The sequence below is a fragment of the Methylobacterium sp. ap11 genome (assembly GCF_900110515.1).
GTDB lineage: Bacteria > Pseudomonadota > Alphaproteobacteria > Rhizobiales > Beijerinckiaceae > Methylobacterium > Methylobacterium ajmalii.
Genome location: NZ_FOEB01000009.1, coordinates 233,596 through 248,460, shown reverse-complemented (window position 1 = coordinate 248,460; position 14,865 = coordinate 233,596). Strand labels below are relative to the sequence as shown.

The following is a 14,865-nucleotide window of genomic DNA, read 5'->3' as shown; positions in this document are numbered from 1 at the left end:
CGTCGTCACCGGACAACGAGAAAGGGGCGGCGGCCGCAACGGCCGCCGCCCCTCGTTGCATCAATGCGCGTGCGCGCCGGACGCCCCGATGCCGGTCTCGGAGCGCACGTACTGCGCCTCGAAGGCGGCACGCTCGCGCTTCGCCCGCACCGAGTTGTCGATCTTCGAGACCGCCCAGATGCCCAGGAAGGCGAGCGGCATCGAGAACAGCGCCGGGTTGTCGTAGGGGAAGAGCGCCGCCGGGTGGCCGAAGGTGGTGACCCACACGGCCTTGGACAGCACCACCATCACGACCGCGCTGACGAGACCGACGAGGCCGCCGACGAGGGCGCCGAGCGTCGTCGTGCCCTTCCACAGGATTGACATCGCGAGCACCGGGAAGTTGCAGCTCGCCGCCACCGCGAAGGCGAGGCCGACCATGAAGGCGACGTTCTGGTTCTCGAACACGTAGCCGAGATAGATCGCCACGATGCCGATCACGACGGCCGAGATCTTCGACAGCCGCACCTCGCCGGCCTCGGTCGTGCGCCCGCGGGCGAAGACCTGGGCGTAGAGGTCGTGGCTGACCGCCGAGGCGCCGGCGAGCGTCAGGCCGGCCACCACCGCCAGGATGGTCGCGAAGGCCACCGCCGAGATGAAGCCGAGGAAGAGCGAGCCGCCCGTGGCGTTGGCGAGGTGCACCGCCGCCATGTTGCTGCCGCCGAGAAGCCCGGTGATCCGGTCGTAGGCGCCGTTCGCCCCGGCCTTGAAGTAGCTCGGGTCGCCCATCAGGAAGGTGATGGCGCCGAACCCGATGATGAAGGTCAGGATGTAGAAGTAGGCGATGAGGCCGGTGGCGTAGAACACCGACTTGCGGGCGGCCTGGGCGTCCGACACGGTGAAGAACCGCATGAGGATGTGGGGCAGGCCGGCGGTGCCGAACATCAGGCCGATGCCGAGCGACAGGGACGAGATCGGGTCGGCGACGAGGCCGCCCGGCGCCATGATCGCCTCGTGCTTGGGATGCTCGGCGACGGCGGCCGCGAACAGCGCCTCCGGGTTGAAGCCGTAGCGCCACAGAACAGCAAGCGCCATGAAGGACGCGCCAGCCAGCAGCAGGCAGGCCTTGATGATCTGCACCCAGGTCGTCGCCTTCATGCCGCCGAAGGCGACGTAGACGATCATCAGGATGCCGACCGCGACGATGGCGGTGAGGTAGTCGAGGCCGAACAGGAGCTGGATCAGCTTGCCGGCGCCGACCATCTGGGCGATCAGGTAGAACGCCACCACCACGAGGGTGCCGGTCGCCGACAGGATGCGGATCCGGGTCTGGTCGAGGCGGAAGCTCGCCACGTCGGCGAAGGTGAACTTGCCGAGGTTGCGCAGGCGCTCGGCGATCAGGAACAGCACGATCGGCCAGCCGACCAGGAAGCCGATCGAGTAGATCAGCCCGTCGAAGCCCGACGAGAAGACCAGGCCCGAGATGCCGAGGAACGAGGCGGCCGACATGTAGTCGCCCGCGATGGCGAGCGCGTTCTGGCCGGCCGAGATGCCGCCGCCGGCGGCGTAGAAGTCGGCCGCCGACTTCGAGCCCGCGGCGGCCTTGTAGGTGATGCCCAGTGTGGCGAGCACGAAGAGCAGGAACATGACGACGGCGGTCCAGTTCGTCGCCTGCTTCTGCACGGCGCCGAGATCCGGTCCGGCGGCGAGCGCGGCGCCGGCCCCGACGATCGTCAGGAGCGCCACGACGGCGATGCGGCGGGCGGTCATCGGCCGAGCTCCCGGTTGAGGTCGCGGGTCAGGTCGTCGAAGCGGCCATTGGCCCGGGCGACGTAGATCCCGGTCAGCACGAAGGCCGCCACGATGACGACGAGGCCGAGCACGATGCCGAGCGAGGTGACGCCGGAGCCGACCTTCGTCGCCATCAGGCCGTGCGCGAAGGCGACGAGCAGGATGAAGACGAGGTAGATGCCCAGCATCACGCCGGACAGGATCCAGCCGAAGCGGGTGCGTTCGGTGACGAGCTGCCGGAATTTCGGGCTCGACAAAACCCGTGAATGATCGATCTCCGCCATCGGCGGGCCTCCTCCCTGTTGTCTTTCGCCTGTCGGTCTTTCGTCAGCCGGGCGCAGGTCGCCTCGCGCCCGTCATCGACGGGGCGGCGATGAGGCGGCCGATGCGGGCTGAGAATGTTGCCGGATCGTAACGGACAATCTTGTGCCGACTATCCGCTGCTGCAGCGCACACAGCGAATGACCTGAAATGGCGGCGATTGCCAGTGCGAAACGATTGAAAAGCCGGGTCGTGCTACGAAGGTTTAGTATGTCGCCGGTGGCGTGATCGACGGCTTTGCTGGCCGCGGCGGCGATTCCGCATAGGAGAACGCCGCCGCGCGGTCGGCGCGGCGGCGTCTGCCGGAAGTCGAGCCGGCGCGGGCCCCGATGGTCGTGCCCGGGGCCCGGCCGCCGGATCAGTGGGTGCGGTTCTGGCGGTTCTCGATCAGGTCGTCGACGACGGCCGGCTCGGCCAGCGTCGAGGTGTCGCCGAGCGACGAGAATTCGTTCTCGGCGATCTTGCGCAGGATGCGGCGCATGATCTTGCCCGAGCGGGTCTTGGGCAGGCCGGGCGCGAACTGGATCAGGTCGGGCGAGGCGATCGGCCCGATATCCTTGCGCACCCAGGCGACCAGCTCCTTGCGGAGCGCGTCCGAGGGCTCCTCCCCCTGCATCAGGGTGACGTAGGCATAGATGCCCTGGCCCTTGATGTCGTGGGGATAGCCCACCACCGCGGCCTCCGAGACCTTCGGGTGCGCGACCAGCGAGGATTCGACCTCCGCCGTGCCCATCCGATGGCCCGAGACGTTGATGACGTCGTCGACCCGGCCGGTGATCCAGTAATAGCCGTCCGCGTCGCGCCGGCAGCCGTCGCCCGAGAAGTAGCGGCCCGGGAAGGTCGAGAAGTAGGTCTGGACGAAGCGCTCGTGGTCGCCCCACACCGTGCGCATCTGGCCGGGCCAGGAATCGTCGATGCAGAGGTTGCCCTCGCAGGCGCCGTCGAGGACCTTGTTGTCGCTGTCGACCACCACCGGCTTGACGCCGAAGAATGGCCGGGTCGCCGAGCCGGGCTTGAGCGGGGTCGAGCCGGGTAGGGGGGTGATGAGGATGCCGCCGGTCTCGGTCTGCCACCAGGTGTCGACGATCGGGCAGCGCTCGTCGCCCACCACCCGGTAGTACCACTCCCAGGCCTCCGGGTTGATCGGCTCGCCGACCGAGCCGAGGGTGCGCAGGGACGCGCGCGAGGTCTTCTTCACCGGCTCCTCGCCGGCGCCCATCAGCGAGCGGATCGCGGTCGGGGCGGTGTAGAAGATGTTGACCTTGTGCTTGTCGACGACCTCCCAGAACCGCGAGATCGATGGGTAGGTCGGGATGCCCTCGAACATCAGGGTCGTGGCGCCGTTCGCCAGCGGCCCGTACAGGATGTAGGAGTGGCCGGTGACCCAGCCGACATCGGCGGTGCACCAGTAGATGTCGCCCTCGTGGTAGTCGAAGACGTATTGGTGGGTCATCGCCGCGTAGACGAGGTAGCCGCCGGTGGTGTGGACCACGCCCTTCGGCTGGCCGGTCGAGCCCGAGGTGTAGAGCAGGAAGAGCGGGTGCTCGGCCTCGACGTGGGTGACCGGGCACTCGTCGGTGACCTGGGCGGCGGCCGCGTCGTAGTAGACGTCGCGGACCGGGTCCATCTCGACGGCGCCGCCGGTGCGGCGCACGACGACGACGTGGTCGACGCTGTCGGCGGGCAGGCGCTGGATCGCCGCGTCGACATTGGCCTTCAGCGGCACCTTGCGGCCGCCGCGCAGGCCCTCGTCGGCGGTGATGACGAGCTTCGAGTCGCAACCCTGGATGCGGCCGGCGAGCGAATCCGGCGAGAAGCCGCCGAACACCACCGAGTGGATCGCGCCGAGCCGGGCGCAGGCCAGCATCGCGAAGGCGGCCTCGGGGATCATCGGCAGGTAGATGGTGACCCGGTCGCCCTTCGACACGCCCCGGTTGCGCAGGACGTTGGCCATCCGGCACACTTCCGCGTGCAGCTCGCGGTAGGTGATGTGGCGCGATTCCGACGGGTCGTCGCCCTCCCAGATGATCGCCACCTGGTCGCCGCGGGTCTCGAGGTGCCGGTCGATGCAGTTGTGGGCGGCGTTGGTCACGCCGTCGGAGAACCACTGGATCGAGACGTCGCCGGGGCCGAAGGTCGTCTCCTTGACCTTGGTGTAGGGCGTGAACCAGTCGATCCGCTTGCCGTGCTCGCGCCAGAACGCCTCGGGATCGTCGATCGAGGCCCGGTACCAGGATTGGTACGTCGCCTCGTCGACATGCGCCCGCGCGCGCGCATCCTGGCTGACCTCGACGACCCGCTGGCTCATGGCGTTCTCCCCTGCCTCGTCCGCCCGGTCACGGCGCAGGTCCCGGGCTGGTTGCGGTCGGTGTAGGCGTCGGCTCGCGGCGCCCGCAACCGATCATTCCGTCTAATGCACCTTGGATTAATGCGCCGGGCGAAGGGCACGGCGCCGGAGCGGGCTACTCGGTGCAGCCGGTGCAGATCTCGGTCTCGATCTTGCGGCCGATCTCGCGGTCGCGCGCCTGAAGCTCGGGGGTCAGGCCCGAATCGGGACCGAGCGCCGCGCCCGGCGGCTTGGTCTGGCCGACACCGGTGGTTGTACGGCTGCCCGGCCCGAGCGAGCCGGTGACGGCCGTGTCGTGGACGGCGATGTCCCGCGTCTCGGGGGCGACCTGGGCGAGGAGCGGGGCGGGAGCGAAGGCCGTCGCCAAGAATCCGGCGAGACCGAGGGCGGCGAGACGAAGCGTCGAACGCATGAAAGGCCTCCTTCGAAGATCCGAGGCTTGCGGAACCAATTCCGAAGCATCCTCGAAGGACAACGCCGCGACGGGTGAGGGGTTCGCCCGGGATGTGCCGTCCCGCACCCCGCCTCTCAGTACGGCACCCGGTCGGCCTTGGCCTCGTAACGCTCCCAGACCTCGATCGCCTCGGCCCGCATGATCTGGCGGATCGGGATCTTGCGCTCGCCCGCGGGCTTGCGGATCTCCTCGTAGATCATGCTGTCGTCGAAGTTGCCGTGCTTCAGGGCATCCTCGTTGGTCGAGGCGTAGAAGATCCGCGAGATGCCGGCCCAGTAGGCGGCGGCCATGCACATCGGGCAGGGTTCGGCCGAGGTATAGAGCGTCGCGCCGTGCAGCTTGAAGTTGCCTTCCTTGCGGCAGGCGTCGCGGATCGCCGCCATCTCGGCGTGCCAGGTCGGGTCGTTCTCGGCGACGACCCGGTTGGCGCCCTCTCCGACGATCTGCCCGTCGCGCACGATCACGGCGCCGAAGGCGCCGCCGGCGCTCTCGACGAGGGAGGTGTGCTCCGACAGGGCGATGGCCCGCGCCATGAAGGTCTCGTCGTCGGTCATCGGGGCTCCTCGCGGCCAGGCCTTACGGTCACCCGAGGAGCATGGCGCCGCCTGCCGGAAAGGCAAGCGGGGAGAGGGGGCCGCGAAACCGGCCGCCCCGCCTCAATAGGTCCAGCGCTGCGCCTTCGCGACGAGGAAGTCCCGGAATGCCTGGACGCGGGCGACCGTGCGCATCTCCTCGGCATAGACGAGGTAGCTCTCGAGGTTCGGCATCTCGTAGTCGCGTAGCACCTGGACCAGCTGCTCGTTCCCGTCCGCCACGTAGTCCGGCAGGATGCCGATGCCGGCCCCGGTCTCGACCGCGAGCTGCAGCGCCGAGATGTTGTTGACCGTGAAGTGGATGGTGCGGTGCTCGCGCCCCTCGCGCCCGACGGTGGCGAGCCAGTGCGTCGCCATCAGGTAGGAGGGCTGGTCGCCGCCGAACGAGACCAGGCGGTGCTTGTCGAGGTCGTCGATGGTCTTCGGCTCGCCGAAGCGCTTGATGTATTCGAGCGAGGCGAAGACGTGGTAGTGCACCGTGAACAGCCGGCGCTGGATCAGGTCCGGCTGGGCCGGGCGGCGGAGCCGAATGGCCACGTCGGCCTCGCGCATCGCGAGATCGAGCTCCTCGTTGGTGAGGATCAGCTCGACGCGCACGTCCGGGTGCAGGTCGAGGAACTCGGCCACCCGCTGCGACAGCCAGGCGGTGCCCAGCCCCACCGTCGTCGTCACCTTGAGGTCGCCCGACGGGCGCTCGCTGGTCTCGACGAGGCGCGCGCGCGTCGTCTCCAGCCGCATCTTCATGTCCCGGGCGGCCCGGAACAGGAGGTCGCCCTGCTCGGTCAGGATCAGCCCGCGGGCATGGCGGTGGAACAGCGGCGCCTTCAGCTCGCGCTCGAGCGCGCTGATCTGGCGGCTGACGGCCGACTGGCTGAGGCCGATGTCGTCGCCCGCCTTGGTGAAGCTGCCCGCCTCGGCGACGTTGAGGAAAATCCGGATCTTGTCCCAGTCCACGGCCGTCAACCCCTCGCCAGAGCTCCGGCCGGCTCGGATGAGCCGGTGAGTTCAGAGCGAACGCCACAAGGCCGGAACCGGGGCTCATCCCCGGCCCCGGTCGATTGTCCCCTACTCGGCCGCCGCCTTGCGCGGCTCTTCGCCGATCGCGAGGTTCGCCAGGTACTTCTCCGCCTCGAGGGCGGCCATGCAGCCCATGCCGGCGGCGGTGATCGCCTGCCGGTAGACGTCGTCGGTCACGTCGCCCGCCGCGAAGACGCCGGGGATCGCCGTCATGGCGGTGCCGGGCGTCACCTCGAGGTAGCCGCCGGCGCGGAAGGGCAGCTGCCCCTCGAACACGGCCGTGGCCGGCTGGTGGCCGATGGCGATGAACACGCCGTCGGCCTTGCGCTCGGTGATCGCGCCGGTGACCGTGTCGCGCAGGCGCAGATGGGTGACCGAGGGGGCCGGCTTGTCGCGGCCGCAGACCTCCTCCACCGCGTGGTTCCACACCACCTCGACGTTCGGGTGCTTGTACAGGCGCTCCTGCAGGATGCGCTCGGCCCGGAAGCTGTCGCGGCGGTGGACCACCGTCACCTTGGAGGCGAGATTGGCCAGATACAGCGCCTCCTCGACCGCGGTGTTGCCACCGCCGACGACCACCACCTCCTTGTTGCGGAAGAAGAAGCCGTCGCAGGTGGCGCAGGCCGAGACGCCGAAGCCCTGGAACTTCGCCTCGGAAGGCAGGCCGAGCCATTTGGCCTGGGCGCCGGTGGCGATGATCAGCGCGTCGCAGGTGAAGACCGCGCCGGAATCGGCCTCGAGGCGGAACGGCCGCTGCGCGAGGTCGACCTTGGCGATGTATTCCGAGATGATGCGGGTGCCGACATGCTCGGCCTGGGCGCGCATCTGCTCCATCAGCCACGGGCCCTGGATGGCCTCGGCGAAGCCGGGATAGTTCTCGACGTCGGTGGTGATCATCAGCTGGCCGCCGGGCTGGAAGCCCGAGATCAGCAGCGGCTCGACCATGGCACGGGCGGCGTAGATCGCGGCGGTGTATCCGGCCGGGCCGGAACCGATGATCACGAGCTTCTCGTGCTGGGGAGCCTGCGGGGTCGTCGACATAGGAATCTCCGGGGCTGCCGCCGATCGGGCTCTAGCGAGCCGTCCGACGGGCGAGCGCGTCGCGATGCCCCATATAGGCATTCGCCACAGCCTGCGCGATCGCGAGGGTCATGTCTAAGGGTTTGGGGCGCAACGCTTCAACCCGTCCGTCGAAGGCATGCACAGTTCCGTGCCGTTTCAGGGCCTCGAACAGCGTGCGATGGCGGGCGTAGACGTTCGCCGGCTCGAACAACTGCACCGGAACGCCGGCGGCGCAGGCCTCGACGACCATGTTGGCCGAATCGCCCGTCGCCACGATCGTGTCGGCGAGCGCCAGCATCGCGAGGTAGGGATTCTCGCCGCCGCCGTCCCAGACGAATCCGCCGCGGCGGCGCACGAGGTCGGCGAGCGCCGCGCGCAGGGCCGCGGGCGTGCGCCGCGAGGCGGTGACCATCAGGCTCGCGCCCTCCGACAGGCGCTCCAGCCCGGCGAGCAGGCGCGCCGCATCCGCCTCCGAGAAACGCCCGTGCCGGCTGTCGCCGCCGACCAGCACGGCGATGCGGGGCGAGGGGAGGGCGGCGAGGCGCGGATCGGGATGGGCGCGCGCCGCGGCGAGGCGGGCGGGCGAGACCGGGTGAGGGCCGGCCTCGGTCACGATCACGTTGGGCCCCCGGAGCCGGTCGTGGGCCGGCACCCAGATCAGGTCGGCGGCCCGCGTCCCGATGCGCGGATCGCGCAGGAACACCGTGAAGGTGTCGTTCCCCGAGCGGCGCTTGATGGCACGCAACGCCGGCACCGCCCGCCGGCCGGTCGCGATGGCGAGATCCGGCCAGGGCGGGGCGAGCGCCCGCTCGCGAGGGTCGGCCGGGCCGCGGGGCGCCAGCCAGGAGAAGGGCGGGCGCGGTGCGATGCGCCGCTCCTCGGCCGTCAACCCCAAGGCCTCCGCGAGGCCGCGGCACGGCGCGAGGTCGCCGGCCTTGCCGTCGGTGACGAGCCAGACCGTCGTATCGGGCGGCACCAGGCCGTCTGGGGGAGGGGAGGCGTCCACCACCGTGGCGATGCGGCGGCGGGGCAAGCGCTGTCAAGCCGGCATCGCGGGTCGCGGCGGCAACCGGCCGATTGCGCCGCGCTCGGGCGATGCTCTACGAGGGCCGCATGGCACCCGTCGTCCGCTTCGCTCCCTCACCCACCGGCTTCCTGCATATCGGGAACGCCCGGCCGGCCCTGTTCAACGCCCTGTTCGCCCGCCGGGCCGGCGGCCGGTTCTGGCTGCGCCTCGACGATACCGACACGGCGCGCTCGACGGCCGAGTTCGCCGCGGCGATCGAGGAGGATCTGGGCTGGCTCGGCATCGTCCCCGACGGGATGTTCCGCCAGTCGGAGCGTCTCGCGATCTACGACGCGGCCGCCGAGCGCCTGAAGGCGACCGGCCGGCTCTACCCGGCCTACGAGACCGCCGAGGAGCTCGATCGCCGGCGCAAGCGCCAGCTCGGCCGCGGCCTGCCGCCGGTCTACGACCGCGCCGCCCTGAAGCTCAGCCCCGAGGAGCGCGCTGCCTTCGAGGCCGAGGGGCGCCGGCCGCATTGGCGCTTTCGCCTCGATCCCGGCACGGTGACCTGGGACGACCTCGTGCGCGGCCCCTGCCACGTCGAGGCCGACAGCCTGTCCGACCCGGTGCTGATCCGCGAGGACGGCAGCTACCTCTACACGCTTCCCTCCGTGGTCGACGACGCCGAGACCGGCGTGACCCACGTCATCCGCGGCGAGGACCACGTCACCAACACGGCGGTCCAGATCCAGATTTTTTCCGCGCTCGGCGCGCCGGTGCCGGTCTTCGCCCACCACAACCTGCTCACCACGGCGAGCGGCGAGGGCCTGTCGAAGCGCCTCGGCCACCTGTCGCTGCGCGGCCTGCGCGAGGCCGGCTACGAGCCGGTGGCGGTGGCGGCGCTCGCCGTCCTCACCGGCTCGGCCGAGGCGGTGCGGCCGGTGGCCGACCTCGACGAGCTGGCTTCCCTCGTCGACCTCGCCCACGTCTCGCGGGCGCCGGCGAAGTTCGACGAGCACGAGCTCGACGGCCTCAACGCCCGCGTGGTCCACGGCCTGGGCTACGCGGCGGTGGCGGAGCGCCTGGCCGCCCTCGGCGTCGCGCCTGAGCGGGCCGAGGCGTTCTGGGAGGTCGTGAAGGCGAACCTCACCCGCGTGTCGGACGCCGCGGAATGGTGGCGGGTGGTCGAGGGCCCGGTGACGCCGGTGATGGGCGAGACCCCGGATCTCTTCGCCGTCGCCCGCGAGGCCCTGCCGGCGGAGCCCTGGGACGCCACGACCTGGAAGCGGGTGACGGAGGCGGTGCGCAACGCCACCGGCTTCAAGGGCAAGGCCCTGTTCCTGCCCCTGCGCCTGGCGCTGACGGGGCTGGACCACGGCCCCGACCTCGCCGGCCTGCTGCCGCTGATCGGGCGGGCGCGGGCGCTGGCGCGGCTGAAGGGCGAGACGGCCTGACCGAGATCAGGCCACCACCGGCCACGGCCGGAGCGCCGGCCGGATCCGCTCGAAGGCACGGGCGAGCCGCAGCACCCCGACATCGTCGAAGCGCCGGCTGGCGATATGCAGGCCGACCGGCAGCCCGTCCGGGGTGAACCCCGCCGGCACCGAGATCGCCGGTTGCTCCGACATGTTGAACGGCACCGTGTAGGCGATGTGGTGCATCGCCCTGGCGGGGTCGTTGGTCGGCGAGGCGTGCTCGGCCGGGAAGGGCGGGTTCGGCGAGACCGGGCCGATCAGGAAATCGAACGGCCGGATCGCCGCGAGCGCGGCATCGCGCATCGCCGCCATCTGGCCCATGCCGTGGAAGACGGCCGCCCCGCTCAAACCCCGGCCGCCCGCCGCCCAGTCGCGGATGAAGGGCAGGACGCGGGCGCGCCGCGCCTCGTCGAGCGCCTCGATGTCGAGGGAGGCGCGCTGGCGCCAGAACCGGTCGAGCCCGTCGAGCATCTCCTGCGTCAGGAAGGCCGGCACCGGCGTAACGCGCGCGCCGGCCTGCGCCAGGAGCGCTGCCGCCGCCTCGATCACCGCGCGGTTGCCGGGATCGAGCGAGAGGCCGGCGCCCGCCTCCATCACCAGGCCGAGGCGCAGGCCCTTCAGGTCGATGCCGTCGAGGTCGAGCCAGGGCAGGTCGGCCGGGGGCAGGCCGGTCGGGTCGCGATCGTCGGGGCGGCTGATCGCGCGCATCGCCAGCGCCGCGTCGGCGACCGTGCGGGTGAGCGGCCCGGCGCAGCGGCCGTAGAAGGCGTTGTCGAGGGGCACGCGGCCGTGGCTGGGCTTGTGGCCGACGACGCCGCACCAGGAAGCGGGCAGGCGGATCGAGCCGCCGATATCGGTGCCGAGATGGATCGGCCCGTAGCCCGCGGCGGCGGCCGCGCCCGAGCCGGCCGAGGAGCCGCCCGGGCCTCTGGTCAGGTCCCACGGGTTGCGGGTGAGGGGGTGGAAGCTCGACAGGCCCGAGGACAGCATGCCGTAATCCGGCATCGTCGTGGCCGAAAAGATCACCGCCCCGTCCTCGCGCAGGCGGGCGGTGGCCGGCGCGTCGGCCGGGCTCGGGGGGGCGTCGTCCCGGGCGGCGGTACCGAGCGGCATCGGCACGCCCCTGGTGGCGATGTTCTCCTTGATGGTGACCGGCACCCCGTCGAGGGGCAGGGCCTCTCCTCGCATCCACCGCGCCTCGGAGGCGCGGGCCGCCGCGAGCGCTTTCTCCGGCGCGAAGGCGTAGAGGGCGTGCAGGCGGGGCTCGGCCGCCTCCGCCCGGGCGATCACGGCCTGCGTCACCGCGACCGGCGAGACGGCGCGGCGCGCGTAGAGCGTCAGAAGCTCGGTCGCCGTGAGGTCGGCGAGGTTGTCGGAGGCCGGCTGGTCCATCGCGTCAGCGGGCCTCGGGCGTCTTCTCGGGCCGCCCGGCGAGGGCGACGTAGAAGCCGAGCCCGTCCTGGGATGGCAGGGTCTGGAGCCGCTCGACCCAGCCGCGGCGCTTGGCGTCGAGGAGCTGGCGGCCGACCGGCTGAAACAGGGTCTCGCCGCCGCCGGGCACCGGCCCGTCGAACCGCACCGCCACGGTCTTGCCCTTGGCGAAGCGGCTGCGCTCCAGCATGTCGGCCAGCGAGGCCTCGGCCTGGGCCCGGGGGGCGCCCCGCAGGTCGAGCACCGATTCGGCGTCGGTCACCCCGAGGGAGCCGCGCAGCTTGTTGGCGTAGAATTCGTCGAAATGGGGCAAGGGCGGCTCGGGCGTCAGAGGGGAAGGCCGTGATACAGGGCGGCAACGGGGATTTCCCCGCCGAGATCGGGCAGCGGGATCGTGTCGTCGTGGCCGAGGACACGCAGGGTCCAGTCCGGGCCGTTCCCGCGTGACCAGACCTCCACCCGGGCCTCGTCCTGATAGACGATCAGGTAGGCGCGCAAGGTCTGGAGGCCCTGGTAGAACGCCGCCTTGCGACCGCGGTCGTTGTTCATGGTCGAGGGAGACAGCACCTCGGCGACGATTAAGGGGTCGCGGGCGTAGCCGTCAGGAAGAAGGGGACCGCAACGGACGACGAGATCGGGGATCGGGGCGTAATCGTCGACGAAATCGTTGCGCAGGCCGAGCCCGGGCAGCGCTCTGCATCCCAGCTTCTCCGCCAGCGTCGCAAGCTGGCGACCCAGGTTCATGACGATCTGCTGATGCCGCTCACCCGGCGGTGCCATCAACACCGCCTCGCCGTCGAGAAGCTCCCAGCGCTCCTCGTCCGGACGGTCGCGGATCATGGCGATGAAATCGGCGACCCGCATCCGCGGGGCGCGCCGCAGCGCGAGCGACATGACGGCTCCCTGTCACCGGCGCGATGGTAGCACCCGGCGGGAGCGGACGACAGCCCGCGGCGGTGAGGCACCGCGCCCGAAGAAGGGGCGCGGTGCCGCAAGCTCAGGCGTTACGCACCGTGCACCAGCACGTTGCGGAACTGCCAGGGATCGCTCTCGTCGATGTCCTCCGGGAAGAGGCCCGGGCGGCCCGAGAGCGGGGTCCAGTCGGTGTAGACCCCGACCACCGGGCCGAGATACGGCGTCTGGACCTCGAGGCAGCGGCGGAAATCGACCTCGTCGGCCTCGACGATGCCGGCCTCGGGGTTCTCCAGCGCCCAGACCATGCCGGCGAGCACCGCCGAGGTCACCTGGAGGCCGGTGGCGTTCTGGTAGGGGGCGATGCGGCGGGTCTCCTCGATGGAGAGCTGCGAGCCGTACCAGTAGGCGTTCTTGCCGTGGCCGTAGAGCAGCACGCCGAGCTCGTCGATGCCGTCGACGATCTCGTTCTCGTCGAGGATGTGGTGCTTCTCCTGCACCTTGCCGGCCTGGCCCCACATCTCGTGCAGCGACAGCACCGCCTCGTTGCAGGGATGGTAGGCGTAGTGACAGGTCGGCCGGTAGACCGCCTTACCGTCCTGGCGCACCGTGTAGTAGTCGGCGATCGAGATCGCCTCGTTGTGGGTGACGAGGAAGCCGAACTGCGCCTGGCCGGTCGGGGTCCAGGAGCGCACGCGGGTGTCGGCGCCCGGCTGCAGCAGGTAGATCGCCGGGGCGTCGTTCGGCAGGGTGCGGCCGTTCTCCGGCATCCAGGTCTCGTGGGTGCCCCAGCCGAGCTCCGCCGGCTGGTTGCCTTCCGAGACGAAACCCTCGACCGACCAGGTGTTGACGAAGATGCCCTGCGGCTTCTCCGACTTGGCCCGCTGGGTGTCGCGCTCGGCGATGTGGATGCCCTTGACGCCGACCTCGCGCATCAGCGCGGCCCACTCCTCGCGGCTCTTCGGCTCGGGGGTCTTGAGGCCGAGCTCGGCCGAGAGGTTCAGGAGCGCCTGCTTGACGAACCACGACACCATGCCGGGATTGGCGCCGCAGCACGACACCGCGGTCGGACCGCCCGGGTTGCGGCGGCGGGCGTCGAGCACCTGCTCGCGCAGGGCATAGTTGGTGCGGTCGGCCGGACCCGCGTTCTTGTCGAAGTAGAAGCCCGGCCACGGCTCGGCGACGGTGTCGATGTAGAGCGCGCCGATCTCGCGGCACAGCTCCATGATGTCCCGCGACGAGGTGTCGACCGAGAGGTTGACGCAGAAGCCCTGGCCGCCGCCCTCGGTGAGGAGGGGCGTCAGGACCTCGCGGTAATTGTCCTTGGTCAGCGCGACCTGCTCGAAGCGCAGGCCGTGCTCGTCGGCGAGCGCCTTGTGGGCATCCGACGGCTCGACCACCGTGAACCGGGCCTTGTCGTAGGTGAAGTGGCGCTCGATCAGGGGCAGGGTACCCCGGCCGATCGAGCCGAAGCCGATCATCACGATGGGGCCGCTGATGCGGCCGTGGACGGGCCAGTCGGTCGTCGCGCTGTCGGTCATGGCGCTCAAGGTCTCCGGACTCGTGGTCTGTGGTATCGCCCCGCCTGCGGGGACACGCGCCCCCGAGCCGGTCGGCTCGACTAGCAGGCCAGGATGACGCGCGGGCGACGGGCTGATTGACCTCTCGTCTCCCCGGGGTCAACCCCGGGCAAGCCATTGTCCCGGAACGACCAGGCGTCACCACCGGGTTAACCGGCGCGGCGGAATCGGCATGCCGGAATCGCATGGCGCCGCTGCACCCGCGACGCTTGTGTGCAGCGCGGCAGCGTCCATATTGCGTTGCAACAAGAACACCGGAAACGCCCGCGCGCAATCTCACAGGAGATCCCGATGCTCGCGGTCATCACTCACTCCCTCATCGCCCCCGCCATCGACGAGCGCTCCGACATGGAGCCCGGCATCCTCACCCTCGTGAGCCGCATGGTCCACGCGATCCACGCCGCCAACCAGCGTCGCCTGGAGCGTCAGATCGGCGAGTACGTCGAGGTCAACGGCGGACGCATCACCGACGATCTGGAGCGCCGGATCGGCCAGCACTTCTGCTGATCGCACCGCCCCGGCGCGCCGGGGCCAAGCACTCGATTTGTTCAAGCAAGGCGCCAGGGGCGGCATACGCCCCTCGGGCGCCTTCTTGGTGTTTGGGGTGATGCTTCGGTGCGAGGTGCGTCAGCCATCACAGTACACGACACTGGTGCAAAGCCCGCGATCATCAGGCTTTTCCCATCTGCAACCTCATCCTGAGGTGTCAGTCCATCCTTCATGGACTGACCTCGAAGGAGGGCTCCAGAAGTCTGTGCGATCCCTGGAGTTCTCCTTCGAGGTCAGCCGATTTTCAATCGGCTAACACCTCAGGATGAGGTTGTGGGTGGGAGGGGTCGGCGACGCTGGGAGCAGCTTCCGTCGTGTGCCGTGCTCCGTCATATCGCATCAGCGATC

14 protein-coding genes are annotated in these 14,865 nt (G+C 70.4%); 2 read left to right on the top strand and 12 right to left on the bottom strand.

Annotated elements, in window-relative coordinates; translation table 11 throughout:
* Window positions 1-60: 60 nt before the first annotated feature.
* The 8 genes from BMX97_RS15970 to BMX97_RS15935 all read right to left on the bottom strand — a co-directional run bounded on the left by BMX97_RS15970 (window position 61) and on the right by BMX97_RS15935 (window position 8,573).
* Complete coding sequence (locus BMX97_RS15970) at window positions 61-1,749, bottom strand: cation acetate symporter (protein ID WP_091751970.1); 1,689 nt, start codon at window positions 1,747-1,749, stop codon at window positions 61-63.
* Window positions 1,746-2,054 carry a DUF485 domain-containing protein gene (locus BMX97_RS15965; protein ID WP_091751967.1) on the bottom strand — a complete coding sequence of 103 codons (309 nt, stop codon included), beginning with the start codon at window positions 2,052-2,054 and terminating at the stop codon, window positions 1,746-1,748. The genes BMX97_RS15970 and BMX97_RS15965 overlap by 4 nt, the downstream gene beginning before the upstream one ends.
* Before the next feature lie 395 nt (window positions 2,055-2,449).
* A complete protein-coding gene (gene acs / locus BMX97_RS15960) occupies window positions 2,450-4,399 on the bottom strand; it encodes an acetate--CoA ligase (RefSeq protein ID WP_091751965.1) in 1,950 nt (649 codons plus the stop codon).
* A 154-nt stretch (window positions 4,400-4,553) separates the two neighbouring features.
* Window positions 4,554-4,850 carry a hypothetical protein gene (locus tag BMX97_RS15955; protein WP_091751962.1) on the bottom strand — a complete coding sequence of 99 codons (297 nt, stop codon included), beginning with the start codon at window positions 4,848-4,850 and terminating at the stop codon, window positions 4,554-4,556.
* 116 nt (window positions 4,851-4,966) lie between these two features.
* On the bottom strand, window positions 4,967-5,446 hold the full coding sequence (locus BMX97_RS15950; RefSeq protein ID WP_058619126.1) for a nucleoside deaminase: 480 nt from the start codon (window positions 5,444-5,446) through the stop codon (window positions 4,967-4,969).
* A 102-nt stretch (window positions 5,447-5,548) separates the two neighbouring features.
* Window positions 5,549-6,439 (bottom strand): LysR family transcriptional regulator, encoded by an 891-nt coding sequence (locus BMX97_RS15945; RefSeq protein WP_048434235.1) that lies wholly within the window; start codon window positions 6,437-6,439, stop codon window positions 5,549-5,551.
* A gap of 111 nt (window positions 6,440-6,550) precedes the next feature.
* Window positions 6,551-7,543, bottom strand: a complete 993-nt coding sequence (gene trxB / locus BMX97_RS15940) for a thioredoxin-disulfide reductase (RefSeq protein WP_091751959.1) — start codon at window positions 7,541-7,543, stop codon at window positions 6,551-6,553.
* 31 nt (window positions 7,544-7,574) lie between these two features.
* Window positions 7,575-8,573 (bottom strand): mitochondrial fission ELM1 family protein, encoded by a 999-nt coding sequence (locus BMX97_RS15935; RefSeq protein ID WP_177202248.1) that lies wholly within the window; start codon window positions 8,571-8,573, stop codon window positions 7,575-7,577.
* Window positions 8,574-8,677: 104 nt separating this feature from the next.
* Here BMX97_RS15935 and gltX point away from each other — a divergent pair, with 104 nt between their 5' ends.
* The gene (gltX, locus tag BMX97_RS15930; protein ID WP_091752081.1) at window positions 8,678-10,024 is read left to right on the top strand and encodes a glutamate--tRNA ligase; all 1,347 of its coding nucleotides are present in this window, start codon (window positions 8,678-8,680) and stop codon (window positions 10,022-10,024) included.
* Window positions 10,025-10,030: 6 nt separating this feature from the next.
* Here gltX and BMX97_RS15925 read toward each other — a convergent pair whose 3' ends face one another.
* From BMX97_RS15925 to BMX97_RS15910, 4 genes are all read right to left on the bottom strand, one after another.
* Window positions 10,031-11,437 (bottom strand): amidase, encoded by a 1,407-nt coding sequence (locus tag BMX97_RS15925; RefSeq protein ID WP_091751953.1) that lies wholly within the window; start codon window positions 11,435-11,437, stop codon window positions 10,031-10,033.
* A gap of 4 nt (window positions 11,438-11,441) precedes the next feature.
* Complete coding sequence (locus tag BMX97_RS15920; protein ID WP_060845510.1) at window positions 11,442-11,789, bottom strand: hypothetical protein; 348 nt, start codon at window positions 11,787-11,789, stop codon at window positions 11,442-11,444.
* 14 nt (window positions 11,790-11,803) lie between these two features.
* Window positions 11,804-12,370: a Uma2 family endonuclease gene (locus BMX97_RS15915; RefSeq protein WP_091751950.1), complete on the bottom strand. Its 567-nt coding sequence runs from the start codon at window positions 12,368-12,370 to the stop codon at window positions 11,804-11,806.
* A 110-nt stretch (window positions 12,371-12,480) separates the two neighbouring features.
* On the bottom strand, window positions 12,481-13,929 hold the full coding sequence (locus BMX97_RS15910; protein ID WP_091751947.1) for a homospermidine synthase: 1,449 nt from the start codon (window positions 13,927-13,929) through the stop codon (window positions 12,481-12,483).
* 330 nt (window positions 13,930-14,259) lie between these two features.
* On the opposite strand from BMX97_RS15910, the gene BMX97_RS15905 reads away from it, so the two are divergent.
* The gene (locus tag BMX97_RS15905; RefSeq protein WP_048428297.1) at window positions 14,260-14,475 is read left to right on the top strand and encodes a hypothetical protein; all 216 of its coding nucleotides are present in this window, start codon (window positions 14,260-14,262) and stop codon (window positions 14,473-14,475) included.
* Window positions 14,476-14,865: the final 390 nt, after the last annotated feature.

Excerpts from the sequence above, each read along its gene's own strand:
- BMX97_RS15905 (WP_048428297.1), top strand. The coding sequence starts at position 14,260 with ATGCTCGCGGTCATCACTCACTCCCTCATCGCCCCCGCCATCGACGAG.
- gltX (WP_091752081.1), top strand. The coding sequence starts at position 8,678 with ATGGCACCCGTCGTCCGCTTCGCTCCCTCACCCACCGGCTTCCTGCAT.
- BMX97_RS15970 (WP_091751970.1), bottom strand. The coding sequence starts at position 1,749 with ATGACCGCCCGCCGCATCGCCGTCGTGGCGCTCCTGACGATCGTCGGG.
- BMX97_RS15925 (WP_091751953.1), bottom strand. The coding sequence starts at position 11,437 with ATGGACCAGCCGGCCTCCGACAACCTCGCCGACCTCACGGCGACCGAG.
- BMX97_RS15955 (WP_091751962.1), bottom strand. The coding sequence starts at position 4,850 with ATGCGTTCGACGCTTCGTCTCGCCGCCCTCGGTCTCGCCGGATTCTTG.
- BMX97_RS15910 (WP_091751947.1), bottom strand. The coding sequence starts at position 13,929 with ATGACCGACAGCGCGACGACCGACTGGCCCGTCCACGGCCGCATCAGC.
- BMX97_RS15950 (WP_058619126.1), bottom strand. The coding sequence starts at position 5,446 with ATGACCGACGACGAGACCTTCATGGCGCGGGCCATCGCCCTGTCGGAG.
- trxB (WP_091751959.1), bottom strand. The coding sequence starts at position 7,543 with ATGTCGACGACCCCGCAGGCTCCCCAGCACGAGAAGCTCGTGATCATC.
- BMX97_RS15965 (WP_091751967.1), bottom strand. The coding sequence starts at position 2,054 with ATGGCGGAGATCGATCATTCACGGGTTTTGTCGAGCCCGAAATTCCGG.
- BMX97_RS15915 (WP_091751950.1), bottom strand. The coding sequence starts at position 12,370 with ATGTCGCTCGCGCTGCGGCGCGCCCCGCGGATGCGGGTCGCCGATTTC.
- acs (WP_091751965.1), bottom strand. The coding sequence starts at position 4,399 with ATGAGCCAGCGGGTCGTCGAGGTCAGCCAGGATGCGCGCGCGCGGGCG.